At 67.2% G+C, this 15,929-nt stretch carries 18 protein-coding genes; 3 read left to right on the top strand and 15 right to left on the bottom strand.

The annotated features are described in order from the left end of the window. Positions 1-17: 17 nt before the first annotated feature. Both AC5FRZ_RS09760 and AC5FRZ_RS09755 read right to left on the bottom strand, forming a co-directional pair. Positions 18-317: a DUF7116 family protein gene (locus tag AC5FRZ_RS09760; RefSeq protein WP_493564482.1), complete on the bottom strand. Its 300-nt coding sequence runs from the start codon at positions 315-317 to the stop codon at positions 18-20. A 91-nt stretch (positions 318-408) separates the two neighbouring features. Next, the gene (locus tag AC5FRZ_RS09755; protein ID WP_153553626.1) at positions 409-648 is read right to left on the bottom strand and encodes a DUF5816 domain-containing protein; all 240 of its coding nucleotides are present in this window, start codon (positions 646-648) and stop codon (positions 409-411) included. A gap of 122 nt (positions 649-770) precedes the next feature. Between AC5FRZ_RS09755 and AC5FRZ_RS09750 the strand changes: the two genes are divergently transcribed. Further along, positions 771-1,175, top strand: a complete 405-nt coding sequence (locus AC5FRZ_RS09750; protein ID WP_170094515.1) for a universal stress protein — start codon at positions 771-773, stop codon at positions 1,173-1,175. 9 nt (positions 1,176-1,184) lie between these two features. Here AC5FRZ_RS09750 and AC5FRZ_RS09745 read toward each other — a convergent pair whose 3' ends face one another. Both AC5FRZ_RS09745 and AC5FRZ_RS09740 read right to left on the bottom strand, forming a co-directional pair. Next, the gene (locus AC5FRZ_RS09745) at positions 1,185-2,948 is read right to left on the bottom strand and encodes a methyl-accepting chemotaxis protein (RefSeq protein WP_493565082.1); all 1,764 of its coding nucleotides are present in this window, start codon (positions 2,946-2,948) and stop codon (positions 1,185-1,187) included. A 200-nt stretch (positions 2,949-3,148) separates the two neighbouring features. Then, on the bottom strand, positions 3,149-3,451 hold the full coding sequence (locus AC5FRZ_RS09740) for a hypothetical protein (RefSeq protein ID WP_493564481.1): 303 nt from the start codon (positions 3,449-3,451) through the stop codon (positions 3,149-3,151). Positions 3,452-3,562: 111 nt separating this feature from the next. Here AC5FRZ_RS09740 and AC5FRZ_RS09735 point away from each other — a divergent pair, with 111 nt between their 5' ends. Both AC5FRZ_RS09735 and AC5FRZ_RS09730 read left to right on the top strand, forming a co-directional pair. Then, the gene (locus AC5FRZ_RS09735; RefSeq protein WP_493564480.1) at positions 3,563-4,087 is read left to right on the top strand and encodes a DoxX family protein; all 525 of its coding nucleotides are present in this window, start codon (positions 3,563-3,565) and stop codon (positions 4,085-4,087) included. A gap of 14 nt (positions 4,088-4,101) precedes the next feature. After that, positions 4,102-4,395 carry a hypothetical protein gene (locus tag AC5FRZ_RS09730; protein ID WP_493564479.1) on the top strand — a complete coding sequence of 98 codons (294 nt, stop codon included), beginning with the start codon at positions 4,102-4,104 and terminating at the stop codon, positions 4,393-4,395. A gap of 50 nt (positions 4,396-4,445) precedes the next feature. On the opposite strand, the gene AC5FRZ_RS09725 is transcribed toward AC5FRZ_RS09730, so the two are convergent. The 11 genes from AC5FRZ_RS09725 to AC5FRZ_RS09675 form a co-directional block, all read right to left on the bottom strand. Further along, positions 4,446-5,696 carry a P-loop NTPase gene (locus AC5FRZ_RS09725; RefSeq protein ID WP_493564478.1) on the bottom strand — a complete coding sequence of 417 codons (1,251 nt, stop codon included), beginning with the start codon at positions 5,694-5,696 and terminating at the stop codon, positions 4,446-4,448. A 1-nt stretch (position 5,697) separates the two neighbouring features. Then, positions 5,698-6,564 (bottom strand): HEAT repeat domain-containing protein, encoded by an 867-nt coding sequence (locus AC5FRZ_RS09720; protein WP_493564477.1) that lies wholly within the window; start codon positions 6,562-6,564, stop codon positions 5,698-5,700. After that, positions 6,561-7,388 carry a DUF8068 family protein gene (locus AC5FRZ_RS09715; RefSeq protein WP_493564476.1) on the bottom strand — a complete coding sequence of 276 codons (828 nt, stop codon included), beginning with the start codon at positions 7,386-7,388 and terminating at the stop codon, positions 6,561-6,563. The genes AC5FRZ_RS09720 and AC5FRZ_RS09715 overlap by 4 nt, the downstream gene beginning before the upstream one ends. Beyond that, positions 7,385-8,059: a molecular chaperone TorD family protein gene (locus AC5FRZ_RS09710; protein WP_372480777.1), complete on the bottom strand. Its 675-nt coding sequence runs from the start codon at positions 8,057-8,059 to the stop codon at positions 7,385-7,387. Before AC5FRZ_RS09710 ends, AC5FRZ_RS09715 begins: the two co-directional genes overlap by 4 nt. Further along, positions 8,059-8,901 (bottom strand): ethylbenzene dehydrogenase-related protein, encoded by an 843-nt coding sequence (locus tag AC5FRZ_RS09705; RefSeq protein WP_493564475.1) that lies wholly within the window; start codon positions 8,899-8,901, stop codon positions 8,059-8,061. Before AC5FRZ_RS09705 ends, AC5FRZ_RS09710 begins: the two co-directional genes overlap by 1 nt. A gap of 155 nt (positions 8,902-9,056) precedes the next feature. Next, positions 9,057-10,133 (bottom strand): nitrate reductase subunit beta, encoded by a 1,077-nt coding sequence (gene narH / locus AC5FRZ_RS09700; RefSeq protein WP_170094506.1) that lies wholly within the window; start codon positions 10,131-10,133, stop codon positions 9,057-9,059. Next, positions 10,130-12,991: a nitrate reductase subunit alpha gene (narG, locus tag AC5FRZ_RS09695; RefSeq protein WP_493564474.1), complete on the bottom strand. Its 2,862-nt coding sequence runs from the start codon at positions 12,989-12,991 to the stop codon at positions 10,130-10,132. Before narG ends, narH begins: the two co-directional genes overlap by 4 nt. Continuing rightward, entirely contained in the window at positions 12,984-13,166 is a 183-nt protein-coding gene (locus AC5FRZ_RS09690) for a DUF8120 family protein (protein ID WP_493564473.1), read from the bottom strand. The genes narG and AC5FRZ_RS09690 overlap by 8 nt, the downstream gene beginning before the upstream one ends. Next, positions 13,159-14,559 (bottom strand): cytochrome b, encoded by a 1,401-nt coding sequence (locus tag AC5FRZ_RS09685; protein ID WP_493564472.1) that lies wholly within the window; start codon positions 14,557-14,559, stop codon positions 13,159-13,161. Before AC5FRZ_RS09685 ends, AC5FRZ_RS09690 begins: the two co-directional genes overlap by 8 nt. After that, entirely contained in the window at positions 14,559-15,206 is a 648-nt protein-coding gene (locus AC5FRZ_RS09680; RefSeq protein ID WP_153553611.1) for a QcrA and Rieske domain-containing protein, read from the bottom strand. Before AC5FRZ_RS09680 ends, AC5FRZ_RS09685 begins: the two co-directional genes overlap by 1 nt. After that, entirely contained in the window at positions 15,203-15,778 is a 576-nt protein-coding gene (locus AC5FRZ_RS09675; protein WP_153553610.1) for a hypothetical protein, read from the bottom strand. The genes AC5FRZ_RS09680 and AC5FRZ_RS09675 overlap by 4 nt, the downstream gene beginning before the upstream one ends. Positions 15,779-15,929 lie beyond the last annotated feature (151 nt).

Raw genomic sequence — 15,929 nt, 5'->3', positions numbered from 1 at the left:
CTCTACAACCGTCTGTCTCAGGTAGAGGGACGATACACCGCGTACTCGCCGTCGTCGTCGACGCCGAGGACGGCCCAGTCGTACGACGGGCTCTCCACGGAGAGCCGGCGATAGGTGGTCACCGCGTCCTCCATCTCGGTGACGAAACACCGGTGACGCCCGTCCGTCGGGATCGTCGAGGGTGCGGAACACGTGACGCGGACGACGCGCCACTTGCGCTCCGCTCGTAGTTCGTCGTCTGTACGCGACACTGAGTACCCGAGGTCTGCGAAAATCGACGAAGCCTGATCGGCCAGCGAGGTGGTTACGGCCGCCATCTGACAACCGATACCACGGCACATGTCTTAAGTATTTTGACCGTCCGGATATCCGACAATAGTCGGTCGTCGGCTGTCTGTGGTCAGCCGCTCACTCGTGGGCAGCGTCCCACTGGTCGGGCTTGCGAACGTTGGCACACTCGTTGCACTGCACTCGCCCCATCGCGTCCATCGCGTTGTCGACGCTCTCGCAGTTCGAACAGAAGTATCCCCAGCGCGTCGTCCCCTCGTCGTCGCTGTACACCACGTAGAACGGCCCCTTCGAACCGATCTCCGATTCCGACCGGTTCACGAACAGCGCCTGGCCGTCCGGACTGTCGTGTCGTTCCATAGGGAGAGGTGGGCGCGGCACGGGTATAGACGTTGTCTTCCCGTGGGTCGACCGAGCGACGGCGACACCACTCCACAGCAGAGCACAACACTTGTACGAGCGAGCGTGCTATCCACCACGACATGACTCTCGTCGTCGTCCCGGTCAGGTACCCGCTGTCCGGGCACTCGCGAACGACCCTGGAGACGGCGATTCGCGTCGCCGAGGAACGCGACGCCGACCTGACGGTCCTGCACGTCAACCTCTACCAGAACGGTCGCCGCGTCACGCGAGCGGAGTTGCGCGACGCCGTCCAGTCGGAGTTCGGGCGACTGCCACGGACCCGATACGCCGTCGCGTCTGGCCTCCTCGTCGAGGAGACCATCCTCGAAGAGGTCGTCAGCCTGGACGCGGACCTCGTCGTGATCGGACGCAAACAGGCCGGTCGCTGGCGCTCGATGGTCCGGCGGCTCACCGACGAGACCGACGTGGGAGACTTCCTCCGACACGAACTCGACTGCGAGATCGTCACCGCACCGATCGAGTGATTCACCGGGCTATCGATTCGCGGGCTTCTCGCCGTTCTCCGTCACGGAACGATCCTCCGTCGCTGCTTCGGGACGGCCACCGTCCGGGACCGCGGGAGAGCGTGCGCTGCCGGACTGTTGAGCCGTCGTCTCCGTCTCGAACGAGCGCAACATCCCGAGCAACTCGTCGGCGCGGTCCGCGACGGTCCCGATGTCCTCCGAGACGGTCTCGACGGTCTCGGTCTGTTGCTGGGCCGCCGCTGAAGCCTGCTCGGCCTCGTCGCGGGTCTGCTCGCTTACAGCGGTCAGATCGTCGACCACCTTCGCGACCTCTTCGGTCGTCTTCGCCTGCTCGCCGGTCGCGTCGGAGATCTCCTGCATCGAGTCGTCGACTTCGCCGACGACGGTGACGAGTTCCTCGAAGTCTCGGAGTGCTGCCGCGATCGTCGTCGTCGAACTCGCGACCTGTTCGTCCATCGCTCTGACCTCGGTGACCGTCTCGTCGGCTTCCTCGCTCACCGACTCGACCAGCGTGGCGATCTCGTCGGCCGACGCGCGCGTTTCCTCGGCCAGGGCCTTCACCTCGTCAGCGACCACTGCGAACCCGTCCCCGGTGCCGTCGGCCCGCGCGGCCTCGATCGAGGCGTTCAGTGCCAGCATGTTCGTCTGCTCGGCGATCTCGGTGATCACGTCGACGATCTCCTCGACCGCGGCGATCTGCTCTCCGAGGTCCGCCACTGCGGTCGCGATGTGGTCGATCTTCGACTCCAGTTCGTCGAGTTCGTCCAGCGCCTCGATCGCGTCTTCGCGGCCGTTCTCGCCACGCTCTGCGGCGTCTCTCGCCGTCTGTGCGGCCTCGTCTGCCGTCGCTGCGATCTCTTCGACGGTCGCCGAGAGCTTGCTCATCTCTCGTGCCACGTCCTCGTGGCGCTCGGTCTGTCTGGTCGCGCCGGTCGAGATCTCGTCGACGGACGCCGCGATCTCTTCGCTGGCCCTGTCGACCTCGTTCATGTTCTCGTCGACGCGATCACTGGCCGTCGCGACCGACGCGGCGAAGTCGGTCACGTCACCGACCGTCTGGTCGAGGTTCGCGATCAGATCGTTGTAGTTGGTGACGACCTCGTCGAACAGCGCCTCGTCGCCGTCGATCTCGTCGGCGTCGATTCGCGCCGTCAGATCTCCGGCCTCTGCTCGCTCGGCCGCCGCTCCGAACGTCTCGACGAGCTGCTGGAGATTCTCCGACCGCCGTTCGAGCCGGTCGGTCATCTGCTGGAGCTCGTCGGTGTACTGCTCCAGATTGTCCGCCATGCGATCGAGCGACTCGCCCATCTGTCCGGGCACTTCTTCGTCCAGTGCGGCCGCGTCGAACTCCTGACGAGCGAGGGCGTCTGCTTGCCGGGAGACGGTGTCGAAGTAGCCGTGCACGCGTGAGAACGAGGACACGAGCGTTCCGATCTCGTCGGGCTGGTCGCTGTCCGGGACGTCGATGTCGACGGTCCCGCTGGCGATCGCGTCCGCGCGGTCCGCCAGCGTCGTGATAGGGTCGACGATGTCCTCTCTCGTGATGAAGATCGTGTTCACGAAGACGAGCACCGCACCGAGCAACAGAGCGATCGTCAGCGCGAACTGCGCGATCCCCGAGAGAAACAGCGAGACGACGACGAGCGTCAGCGAGACACCGAACTGAATCGCGACGGCAGCGAGGATCTTTCGTTCCAGAGACTTGTCTACGCCGACGAGTGTCAATGACCTGCGTATCTGGCGCTTGTACCAACCGACGAACGTCGAGAGCATAGGTGTGCGAGACATCGACGACGACGAAGGTCAAAGGACCGGGTCGTTCTCAATTTTTGAAAACATCATATAGAGTCGATTTAATCACACTCTTCGTGGTTTTCGCACGAGATCCAGATATTACAATCGATACTGGTCTCCGGCTGGACACGACGGCGCGCCCCGGCGTCGCCGGACAACGGCGACCCCGCGAGGAGTCGCTACTCGTTGGCGTCTCCCGGGGAGAGACCACTCTGCTCGAAACCATCCTGTCGTTCGATGTCGAGTCGATACACGGCGGTCCCGCCGTCGGACACTGCCGCCTCGAACACCGCCGGCCGCCACCCGTCGGACAGGTCGTCGTCGATACCGTCCTGCTCACTCTCTGGCACTCGCTCGATCGGCCCGAGGACGCCGACGCCACGACTCTGCAGGAACGCTCGAATCGATTCGTCGTCCACCGGTCGTACACCGAGAGATTCGACATGTGTCATATCCCTCATAACTGAGAGATCGTCAGTCACACCGACTGCTCTCACTCGCTCTCGGAATCTGAGAGCGGTTTTCACCCGCTGGGAACACGCGTCCTCTTATATCCCGTATCACCGCCAACTCGTACATGTGAGGGAGAGATTATGGCAACCAACACGGCAAACCCCCTGGCGACGAACTTCGAGCTCGAGTTAGACGGGCCGCTGACGAGCTACTGGCTGGCCCTGCTGCGGGTCATCACGGGCTGGTGGTTCTTCCACGCGGGCGTGACGAAGCTCATCGAGGACGGGCTGGCCTACAGCTACGGACCGATGTACATGCAGGAGATGACGGGCACAGCCCTGGGACCGATCCCGGTCTGGATGGGGAACAACCTGGCGTGGTTGATCGCGCCCGGCGTGCCGCTGTTCGAGACGCTGATCGGGCTGGCGCTGATGGCGGGCCTGCTGACGCGGCTGGCGTCCATCGGCGGGGTCACCTTCATGACCCTGTTCTGGATCGGCAACGCCGAGTTCGGCCATGGACTGGTCAACAGCGACCTGATGGGGCTGCTGTTGTTCATGACCGTGCTCGTGCTGGGCGCGGGCCGATACTACGGACTCGACGCCATCGTCGAGCAGACGAAGCTGGTCAAACGCCACCCGAAACTACGCTACATCCTCGGCTAACGAGGTGACACACAATGACTGACACCACAACGATTGTCGACCGTATCGCGCTGGGACTGAGCGGTGCCCTGTTCGTGCTGGGTATCGTCGTCATGGGCGTGCTGGAACTGCTGGCGGGCAAACCCTACAGCCCGGCCCCACTGACCAACGACGCCGGTGACGTGATCGCGACGCCGCTGCTCGACCCGACGCTGCGAACCGGGATCGTCATCGCCGCGCTGCTCGTGCTGGCCGTCTGGGGTGCCTACAAGCTCGCCACGCCCATGGCCACCGACGCCGCCGACCGCGCCGAGATGACCGCCGACTGAGCCCTCCTCTTCGTTTCGCTGCCGCCGAACTGATTTCTCGCGAGCGACAGCTACTCTGTCGAGGGCCTGATCGTCTCCAGTACCCAGTCGTCGGGGGTCGCTCGGCGCACTTCGAAGGGATCGAACGCCGCCCGTGGAGCGTCGGCCAGGCGGCCGAGGAAGTTCCCGACCGGCGTCGGGTCCCGATCACTGACGAGGACGAACGGCTCGCCGCCGTCGAGCGCGGTGAATCGCTCGCGCACTCGCGCTTTCCGTTCGTCCGGCGCGAGGCCGCGAATGTCGACGGCGGTGTCCGGTACGTCGACCTCGTCGGCGGTGTCGATCGCGGCGTCGACCGCGCTGGCGAGGTCCGCCACGGGCGCTGGCACGTCGCCGGGCGTCGGCGTCCCTTGCAGGTCGTGGGTGAAGGGAAGTTCGGCGAGGACGGTCGCATCGAGATCGCCGACTGCTTCCTCTCGGAAGAGGTCGTTCGACTCGCCACAGCAGTCACAGACGTACTCGGCCATGTTGACGACGGTCCCGAGGACGGGCACGTCGTTGTCCCGGAACAGTTCGACGGTGCGGCTCGTGTCGCTGACGCTGGCGTGGAACGGCGTGGTGACGACGACGACGCCGTCGACGGGGACCTCCTGGAGCGTCGTCAGCACCACGTCGCCGGTCCCCGGCGGGAGGTCGATCACGAGCACGTCGTCGTTGCGCCACGCGGTGTTCGTAAAGAGGTCGTCCAGCGCGTCGTGGGCCATCGCGCCGCGCCAGGCCAGCGGCGCGCCAGACTCCATCAGGCCGACGCTCATCACGTCCAGCCCGCCGACCGACACGGGGAGGGGATCGCCCTCCTCGCTGGACTGGACCGGCCCGCTCACGTCGAGCAGTTCCGGCACGTTCGGGCCGTGGATGTCGGCGTCGAACAGCGCCACGTCGTCGTCGGCCGCCAGCGCACAGGCGAGGTAGGTCGCCGTCGTCGACTTGCCGACGCCGCCCTTCGCGCTGGCGACGGCGATCACGTGGTCGAACTCGCGGACGCTCGCCCGGTCGTCGCTGGAGGGTGTCGTCCGCTCGACGTGGACGCCTCCGACGCCGGCCACGTCGTCGACGGCGCGTAGCATGGCCTGAACGACCTGGTTCGCCGTGTCGCCGTCCAGTGCGGTCATGTCAGTTTCGATGGTCACGTCGCCGTCGTCGACGACGACGTTCTCGACGAAGCCGGCCTCGAACACGGAGAGGTCGGCCTGTGGGTCGCGCACCGCACGCAACGCCGCTTCGACGCGATCGGTCAGAGTGTCTGTGTTCGTATCTGTCATCTTAGAGATCCGGCATCCTGTTGAGGCGGTCCTCGCCGGGCAACAGGCGACTGTCGTTTTCCAGCGCGCCGCCGAACTGGCGGCGGAAGCGACTCGGCTCGACCTCCAGGGCGCGTTCGGCCGTCTGTCGGACCACCGTCGCGGGATCGTCCGTCAGCTCCCGCAGGCGGTCGCGGGCCCGGTCCTCGTCGACGCCGCCGAGCATATGTGCGGCCCACTCGCGGACGCGCTCGCTGTCGTCGCGGCTCTGTTCGAGCAACAGGTCGGCCATCGCCTCGCCCCGGAGCTTGAACAGCGAGATGGCCGCGTTCCGGCGGACGGCGTGGTGGTCGTCGAACACCGCCGCTTCGAGGTCGGACTCGTGGGCGTCGCGGTCGAGGTTGTCGAGCGCCACGACGGCCTCCGAGCGGACCCACGGGTCGGGATCGTCGAGCAGTTCCACCGCGACCGCTGCGGCCGCTTCGCCGGTCTCCGTCCCCGAGCCGGCGTCGGTCCCGTGGGCGGTCAGCGCCTCGACGGCGAACTGGCGCACGTCGTCGTCCGGGTCGTTGGTCGCGGCGTAGGCCAGTCCCGCGACGATCGTCTCGCTCGTCGCCCGGTCTTTCAGCGCGAGCGCGGCCCGCCGTCGGTCGATCGCGCTGTCGGCCTCCAGATCGGCCAGGAGTTCGCTGGGATCGTCGCCCTCCACCGGCTCGGTGTCGGCGGCCGCCAGCTCGGCCGGCGTCGCCTCGCCGATGGTAACGTCGTCGCGGCTCACTTCGATGTCTTCGAGCGCGTCGATGTCGGCGTGGCGTCCGGGGCTCCGTTCGGGATCGAGCTGGGGGTCGGGCTCCGCTTCGCGGTGTTGCTCGAACTCGTCGTCGGTCATCGCCCCACCTCCAGCGAGAGCAGCGTCGCGATCCCGAGCGCGAACGGGACGGCTCGTGAGAGCGTCGCCGGCACGCCAGCGAAGGCGAGCAACGCGATGCCGGCAAGCAGGGCGAAGCGCCGCTCTCGGAGCGCCGTGCTCGCCGCCGCTACCGCGCCAGCGACGGCCAGCCCGACGACGACCAGCGACGTGCCCACGACGCCGCTGCCGACGAGGGTGGTCGCGCCCGCGACGAACGGATTCGCGAGGCCGACGGCCACCACGGCGGCGAACGCGCCCGCGCCGACCCCGACCGCCCGCGGGCCAGCGCCAGCGTACAGTGGCGTCGCGGCGATCCCGAGCAGTGCGAGCGTCGAACCGAGCGGTCTGAGTTCGGGCCAGCCGAAGCCGGCCGCGAGCGCCACTGCGACGGCCGCGACGAGCAACGCGGTCGCAGCGCCCGTCCAGACGGTGAGTCGACGGCGGAAGCCGACCGCGACGACGCCGGTCCCCGTGGCGACGGCGACGGCCGCGGGCGTGGCGAGGCCGACGGCGGCCGCGAGCAGTCCGAACACGCCGACGAAGAGGAGACCGACGCCCGCGACGGGATCGTCTTCGCTCGCGCCGAGCCACAGCGCCGCGAGTGCGGCCAGTCCCGTGGTCGCGCCCGCGATCGGCTCCCGTGGGAGCGTCGCCGGTCCCGCCGGTGCGTTGACGAGGATCGCCGAGACGAACCGCGCGCCGACTGCGAGCGCGACGACAGTGGTCGCGACGATTGCGACCGTTCGCCGACGGGCCGGGACCGTACGCGCGACGGCGGGCCGCTCGATCTCGCTCGCGGTCATGCTCCCTCCAGCCGTGCCGCCAGGTCGTTTCGGTCCGCGCGGACGACTCGCTCCATGAACTGCCCGAGGCGGCCGTACACGCCGGTTCCGGGTTCGTCGGCGAGGCGATCGGCGACGCCGGCCGCGAGGTGCCCGAGATGGCGGTCGTGAAAGTCCAGCCGGGCGGCCGCTGCGCTCTCGTCGACGGCGGCCTCGCGGCGGGCGAGAAACGCCGCGAACTCCAGCTCGTAGGCCAGCGCGTCGTGGTTGTCTCGATCGTCCTGATCGATGGCGAGCCCGTAGTAGTCGTAGGCCCGCGCCAGATCGAGGTTCACGTCATTCCAGGACCGATCCGGCCGGTACTTCGACTCGTACAGCGGCACCGGCGGTCCCCGTGCGTCGAGCGAGCCGTCGGTCCGGTCCGTGTACTCGCTGTACCCCAGCTCGAAGATGTCGTTGTATCGGGCCGCCAGGGTCTCGTAGTCGTCGTCGGTCGTACAGTCGGGGGCCGCCACGTCGAGCGTCGTCTGTGCGACACACGCCTCGATGTCGGCGTCGAGCGTCCCCTCTGTGGCGGCCTCGTGGAACGCCTCGTCGGGATGCCGGAAGGCGTGTGCCAGGGTCCGGAACAGCGTCGCTCGGGCCGCTGCGTCCACGTCGAGATCGTCGGGAGAGTCGGTGGTGGTCGCCATCAGCTCTGGCCCCCTCCCGTTCGGTAGACGCCGAACGCGGTGACGGCCGTCACCGCGACGACCGCGAGCCCGGCCAGCGTCCACAGCAGCGTCTGGTAGGGCGGTCCGCCCGGCCCACCGCTCATCGGGAAGTAGTACCACTCGCTAACCGCCTTCTGTCCCGCACGCTCGCCGTTGGAGCCGTTCCAGACCGCGAAGGCGACGTCGAGGTCGCCGTCGTCGCTGATCGCGGTCCGGTTCTCGCTGGTCGCGTCGAGGGGCCGCGAGTAGACGACCGTCCAGGTGGCGTTCTCACCGGTCCCCTCGTGGGTGGCCGTCGCGTCGATCGCCGGCTCCTCGAACGGCGTCGTCGAGCCGGCACCGCCCGCCAGTAGCTCCTGGGTGCCGGTGTCGCCGGACCAGTACCAGACGTTGACTCTGTTGTCTGGCCCGCCCATCGCGATGGGCGGCCGGGCGCTGCGGTTGGCCGGGAACTGCACGGCGACGGCGTCGGCGAACGCCCGCACGTCGCTGGCGCTCTCGTCTCTGGTCCGGTCGTGCCACTCCAGACGGAGGTAGAGCCGGTCGTCGGTCGTCGCCGCCTGTACGTTCACCGCTTCGATCGTGGTGTCGTCGGCGTGTGGCACGCTCGACGGCGCGCTGGTCAGGGGCACGTCACTGGCGGGCACCGCCGCCCAGCCGTCGGCGTCGGGTCCGTCGAGTGGACCGTCGGGACTCTCGACCACGGGGATCTCGTGGGCCGGCCGCGCGCTCGCCAGCGGCGTCGCGACCGTCGAGACGACCACCAGCGTCGCCACGAGCGCCGCCGCGGCGAGGGCACGTCGCTGCGCTCCGTCAGTCATCTTCGAACACCTCCAGAGCGAAGCTCTGCCGAGCCTGAGGATTGCTCACTTCGCTACGCATCGTCGACCGCCGAAAGACTCGCTTCGCTCGTCTTTCGAACACCGGGAGAGCGAGCTCTCCCGAGCTCGAAGATGACTGCCGTCGCTTCGCTCTGTCAGTCATCTTCGAACACCTCCAGACGGTACTGTTCGGCCGGATTCTTGTCCTGAAGGATCTCCATGAGTTCGCTGTCAGCGCCCTGTCTCGCCCGCTGGCGCTCTCGTTCGATCGTGTCCAGTGCCTGGTCGACGCGGTCGCCGAACAGCTCTCGCAGGTACTGGCGCGGGATGCGGTCCACGTCGACCGACTCGCCCTCGTCGGTGTGCTGGGGCGGGGCGAACGGCGGGATGTAGTAGACGTTGGGCTGGGTCTGGAACTCCGGATGCAGCGGGAGCGCGACCTCGTACTCCTCGACGAGCTTGTAGATGGGTCCGTCTTCGTCGTCGAGAAAGCCCACCAGCCGGAGCTGCGGGGGACACTCCTCGGCGCAGGCGGGCGCGAACGTCTCGCCGTCCGGTCCCTCGCCCTCGATGCGGGGGTAACAGAAGATGCACTTCTCGGACTTCTTCGAGACGGTGTTGTAGTACACCTTCTTGTAGGGACACCCCTCGACGCAGTAGCGGTAGCCCCGACAGCGATCCTGGTCGACGAGGACGATGCCGTCCTCCTCGCGCTTGTACAGCGCCGACCGCGGGCAGGCCTCGACACAGGAGGGGTGGGTACAGTGGTTGCAGATCCGCGGGAGGTAGAAGTAGTAGCTGTTGGGGTACTCGCCGGCCCCCTCGTCCTCGTCCCAGTTGGGCCCCCACTCCGCGCCGTCGCGGGGGCGCAGCGGCTCGTCGCTGCCCTCGTACATGATCTCCTCGTGGTTGAACTCCCAGGCCCGGCCGTAGTCCTCGCGGTCGGGGATCTCGCCGGTCTGGCGCTCGGAGTGGTCCTCGGACTGCCAGCCGCCGCCGGAGTCCTCCCAGCCTCGCGGGTAGCCTTCGCCGGGCTTGGTCTCGACGTTGTTCCAGTACATGTACTCGCTGCCCCCGTCCTCCGTCCAGAGGCTCTTGCAGGCGATCGTACACGTCTGGCAGCCGATACACTTGTTGAGGTCCATCACCATCGCGACCTGGTGGTCGACGCCGTCGGCGACGGTGATGCGAGTGTCCTCGTCTCCGTCGTCGTTCTGGGTGTTCGAACTCATTGGCTGTCACCTCCCGCCGGGCGAACGTCCACGTTCACGTCGCTGTTGACGCCCGTCGGCCCCCAGTAGTTCGGGAAGAAGTAGAGGTGCTCTCCGGTGTCCTCGGGGTACTGGACCAGCTGTGTGGGCTTCATGTACATCGGGACGAGCGTGTTGAAGTTGTCTCGGCCCGGGTACTGGAACTTCTCCCACGAGAAGAAGTGTCGGACCGTGCCGGGGTCACTGGACGGGTAGATCTTGGCTTGTACCTCGACGCTGCCCATGTCGTTGTACACCTCGACGGTGTCGCCGTCCTCGATCCCGCGCTCGCTCGCGTCCTCGGGGTTGAGGAAGACCGTCGGTTCGCCCCGCTGGAGCCGGAGCATCTTCGTGTTCTCGCGCCACGTCGAGTGGATCGACCAGCGGCTGTGGGGCGTGTTGTAGGAGAGGGGGTAGTCGCCGCCGGTGTCCTGTGGCCCCTCCTTGTGGGTCGGTAGCTCCTCGCCGAGTTCGAGGAACCAGTCGTGGTCGACGTAGTACTGCTGGCGGCCGGTGAAGGTGGGCCAGGGCTGTTTGTCCTGGACGTAGTCCTGCCAGGGGACGTATGGCTCCCCGTCCTCGATGTCGGAGGTCCAGTGGTCTCCCGCCGCTTCGAGACGCTGGGGCTGCTCGACGGTGTCGGCGAACGTGATCTGCTCGTCGCTGTCCGCGGGGTTGGACTCCTCGCTGTGTTCGAGGACGAACTCGGAGGCCGCGCGGCCGTCTTCGAGTGCCCCCTCCTCGTCGGTCTCCCAGTCGCGCACGTAGTCGTCGTAGATCGTCGTCAGGTCGATCTCGCGGTCGAAAGATCGGTCCGCGACCGGTTCGACTCCCCGTTCCTGGGCTCGTTCCTGAATCTTCTCGGCCAGCAGGCGGAAGATCTCCCAGTCTGGCTTGGCCTCGCCCAGCGGCTCGACCGCGGGCGTGAACGGGTGCACGTACGTGTGCATGTCGGTCATGTTCAGGTCGTGTTTCTCGTAGTGGCTCGCCGCCGGCAGGACGATGTCGGCGTACATCGCCGTCGAGTCCATCCGGAAGTTGATGTCGACGACGAGGTCGAGTTTCGGCCAGAGCTGTTCCTCGACGGCGACGTTGCCCTTGGCCTGGTTGAAGTAGTTGCCACGCCAGACGAACATCGTCGAGGGGTCCGGCCGGGACCCGTCCTCGCGCTCCTCTGGGTACACCGGCATCCAGCCCTCGTCGATGGACTCGCGGATCTTCTCGGCGGTGTCGGGATCGGTGTTGTCGAGGATGCCGGCGTGGAAGTAGGTCCACAGCGTCGTCGGCACGCCCCGCACGCTGCCGGTCGGGAAGGAGAGTGCCTTCCAGCCGTGGAACGTCCAGATCTTCTCCTGACCGACGTAGTGATCCAGCCCGGTGCCGGGTTCGCCGAGGTTCCCGGTCAGGGTCACGAGCAGCTGGATCGCCCGGTTCCCCAGGTCGTTGTGGTACCAGTCGTTGACGCCCTTGCCGTGGATGATCTTGGCCGCGTCGGCGTCTGCGAACTCGCGGGCGACGCGCTGGTAGGTGTTCTCGCCGACGCCAGTCTCCTCGTGGACGAACTCGGGCGTGTACTGGGACAGTTCCTCACGCAGGTTCTCCCAGACCGACCGGACCGCCACCTCGCCGTCGTCGGTCTCGACGCTTCGCTCGACGCCCAGCTGCGGATCGAAGTCGAGTTCGATGCTCGCCTCGGGGTCGTGCTGGCCGTCGCGCTCGCCGAGCGAGCCGGGTGCGCGGCGGAGTTCCCCGTCCTCGTCGACCATCACGAACACCTTGTCGGGATCGTCGGCGTCCGCCGCGAGACCGACCTCGCCAGCCCGGAGGAACTTCCCGGTGTCTTCTCGCACGAGCAGCGGCATGTCGGTCTGCTCTTTGAGGTGGGCCTCGTCGTACAGCTCCTCGTCGACGATCGTCTGGGCCATCCCCAGCGCGAGGGCCGTGTCGGTGCCGCCCTCCGGCGCGAGCCACTCGTCGGTGTGGATCGCGGTCTGGGAGTAGTCGGTGAAGATCCCGACGCGTTTCGCCCCCTCGTAGCCGGCGTCGAGGAAGTACTTGGCGTCGGGGATGCGGGTGACGTTGATGTTCGATCCCCAGGCGATGATGTAGTCCGCGTTGTGCCAGTCGGCGGACTCGGCGTTGTCCGTCTGGGTCCCCCAGGTGATCGGCTGGCCCGGCGGCAGGTCGGAGTACCAGTCGTAGAAGCTGTGAGAGACGCCGCCAAGCAGATTCACGAGGCGACTGCCCGACGCGAACGAGACCGGGCTCATCGCCGGGATCGGGGTGAATCCGGAGATGGCGTCGTACCGGCCCGCCTGCACCTCGTCGATGACGTGGTCGGCGATCTCGGTCAGTGCCTCGTCCCAGGAGATGCGTTCCCACTGGCCCTCGCCGCGTTCGCCCGTGCGGCGCAGCGGGTGGAGCACGCGCTGGTCGGCGTTGACGTAGTCCGTGTAGCAGGCTCCTTTCTGACAGCCCCGCGGGTTCGGATCTGGGAGGTCCGCGTCGATGACGGGGTAGTCGCCGGCCTGTTCCTCGCGCCAGACCTGCCCGTCCTTGACGTAGACGTTCCACGAACAGGAGCCGGTGCAGTTGACGCTGTGGGTCGACCGGGCGACAGAGTCCCAGTCCCACTCCTCGCGGTAGAGGTCCTCCCACTCGCGGTAGGGGTACGAGCCGATCGGGTCGTCGACCGCCTGCAGCCCGTCCATCTCCTCGTCGGCGAACGACAGACCGGTCGCGCCGACGATCGAGGCGGCTCCGAGGCCGCGGACGAAGTCGCGTCGGGTAATTCCGGAGCTGTCCATCCACCGGTCGTCGTCGATGTCGTGTTCACTCATGAGTCAGAAACACCGTAAGCGTCGCACAGAGAGCGCCGACGGCGGCGAGCGCGAACCCGGTCGGCGTCGAGCCACCGGCTTCGAGGCCCAGCGCGACGAGTCCGAGCCCGAGCAGTTTGCTCGCCGTGTCCAGCAGTCGATACTGTCGCTCCGAGAGGGCGGCAACGTCAGTCATTGTCGCCACCCCCATCGGCCGCGTCGGACGTGCCTGGTCCGCCGTCGGCCGCAACGTCTTCGCCGTCCGACTCCGGGGGCGTCGCGGGATCGCTGTCGCGCAACAGCAGGTACGTGACGATCCCGAACAGCGTCGGCACGAGCAACAGTGCGGCCGCGAGGATCGGATTGACGACGCTGGTCGAGACGTCCAGCACCTGGTTCGCGAGGATGTTGTTCATCCCCGCGATCGAGGCGATCATGACGAACGCCACCGCCGCGACGCCGACGGCGGTCTGCCAGGGCCGGTCGAGCGGGTCGGCGGTGAAGTGAACCTCCGGCGTCCGGTCGACGAACGGCCAGGCCAGGATCGCCGCGAAGACGAGACCGGGCAGCACGATCCCGCCGAGGAACTCGCTGTTGATGTGGATCGGACCGAGGTCGACGGCGATGCCCGGCAGCAGCTTCAGGAAGCCGTAGACCCACATCAGGAACCAGTCCGGCATGATGAGCTCCGGCGTGGCTGCGGGGTCGTTGGGGCCGTACTCGGCGACGTTGTGGACCGGCAGCAGGCCGGCCAGCAGCGACAGCGTCGCGGCCGTCAGGAAGAACACGACCGCCGACACCGCGGCCTGGTTGGGGACCGCCGGGAGCCCGACGATCACGTCGTCGTTCTCCCGGTCGATCGCCTCGCGGCCGGTCTCGACGTCGTCTTCGCGAGGTGCCTCCGTGTGTTTCTGGCGGATCAGGATGAACATGTGCAGGGCCAGTCCACCCAGGATGAGCAGCGGGATCACGAGCACGTGCAGGAAGTACAGCCGCGGGATCGTCGCGCTCGTGGGGAACTCGCCACCGAAGATGATCTCCCCGAGGAAGTCACCGATCAACGGCACCGAGACCGTGAGATTGTACCCGATCCCCGTCGCCGTCGCGGCGAACTCGTCGAACGGCAGCGCGTAGCCGGTGTAGGCCGCCCCCATCGCGAGCACCGCCAGCCCGGTGCCGACGACCCAGTTCGGTTCCCGCGGGTTGCGGTAGGCCCCGGTGAAGAACACCCGGAGCATGTGGAGCCCGATCGAGGCCACGAAGAGGTGGGCCGCCCAGTGGTGGAGCCGCCGGATGAACATCCCGAACGGGACGGTGTAGGTGATGTGTAGCACCGAGACGAACGCTTCGGGCATCTCCTCGCCCTGGAACTGGGCGACGCTGCCGTCGTACTGGACGGCGCTGGTCGACGGCTCGTAGAAGAAGCCGAGGAACACGCCGGTCAGGATCAACAGGAGGAAGCAGAAGACCGCGACCTCCCCCAGCAGGAACGAGTCCTCGGCCGGGAACGCCTTCCCGAGGAACGTCTGGCCGTTCTTCAGGTCGAGTCGGCTGTCGAACCAGTCGTAGACCTGCTTCGCTCGGGACATCATTCACCTCCGGGACCGACGGTCCCTTCGAAGTCTCCGGTCGCGACGAGCTCCCCCTCGCTGGTCATCGTGATCGGGAGCTGTGGCAGCGCTCGACCCGGCGGCCCGTCGGTCACTGCGGCACCCGACAGCGGATCGAACTTCCCGAAGTGACACGGGCAGACGAGCGTGTTCCCCTCTCGGTTCGAGACCATACAGCCCGCGTGCGTACAGACTTTCGAGTAAGCGGCGTAGCCGTCGACGGTGAAGGCCATGTTCGTGTCGCCGCCGTAGTCGTCCTCCGAGAAGCGTACCAGCAGCGTCGGAGCGTCCTCGATCCCCGGTCGCGGTTCGGGAAACACCGTCATCTGCTCGCCGGCCGACAGTGTGCTCTCGGTGACTCGCTCGCCGTCTCCGTCGACGAGGTTGATCCCGTCTGAGTAGATCGGGCCGCTGTATCCGCGCTCGAACACCTGCGTCAGGCCGGCAAGCGGCGCGGCGAGGCTCGCGACGGCGGTCAGTCCGCCGGTCGTCGCGAGGACCTTCGCGAAGTCGCGCCGCTGGAGCTGTGCGCGGTCGTCGGTGAAGATGCTCGGCTGGCTCGCGCTCCCAGCACACGGACACTGTTCGTCGTCTCCGTCGTCGTCTGGTTTCGGGTAGTCCATCATTCGTGCCCCCTGTGTTCTGCGACTTCGATGTGTGGCATGAACCAGGCGTAGTAGGCGACCGTCGACAGCGCCAGCGAGAGGAACATCCCGGCGGCGTAGACGCCGAAGTACTGCGTTCGAGCCAGCGTCAGGTACTCGCCGGTAAACAGCGCGGCGAACACGATCGCGAGGACGGTCAGCCCGCCCATCGCGACCAGCCCCTCGATGGCGTCGGTCGCGTCGTGGTACTCGACGATCCAGCGCTCGTCGGTTTCGAGCCACGGTAACGACACCGTCCCGCCGTCCGCGACCGCCTCGGCGTCGTCCGGGGGCCGCACGGCGTCGTTCATGAACCGGTGGACCGCGGTCAGCGCCCCCAGCAGTCCGAACAGTCCGACCCAGACGATCACGCCGACCTGACTGGGCGAGAGCTTGTTCGGCGTGTCGACGAAGCCGTCGAGGGGACGGATGTCGGTGACACTCTCGTCGATCGCGATCTCCTCCGACGGCGGCTCTCCGTGGAGCGAGACGTACCACATCGGGAGCAACACCGCGGCGATCAACAGGACGATCAGGATCGTGTTGCGCCTCATCGTCCCCTCGCCACTCCTCTCGTTGCGCCCGTCCGATGGACGTGCTGTACACGTGCAGCCGGTGGCTGTGCTAGTCTCTCCTCAGAGCCACCAGCAGGCACAGATACTGGGTGTGCAGTGCCACGTCTGTCCATACTCGCGCCTGGGTAGC

This window comes from Halomicrobium sp. HArcht1-1 (genome assembly GCF_058933285.1).
Note: the sequence above shows the minus strand (reverse complement) of the source record. Positions and strands in the feature narration are given on the sequence as shown.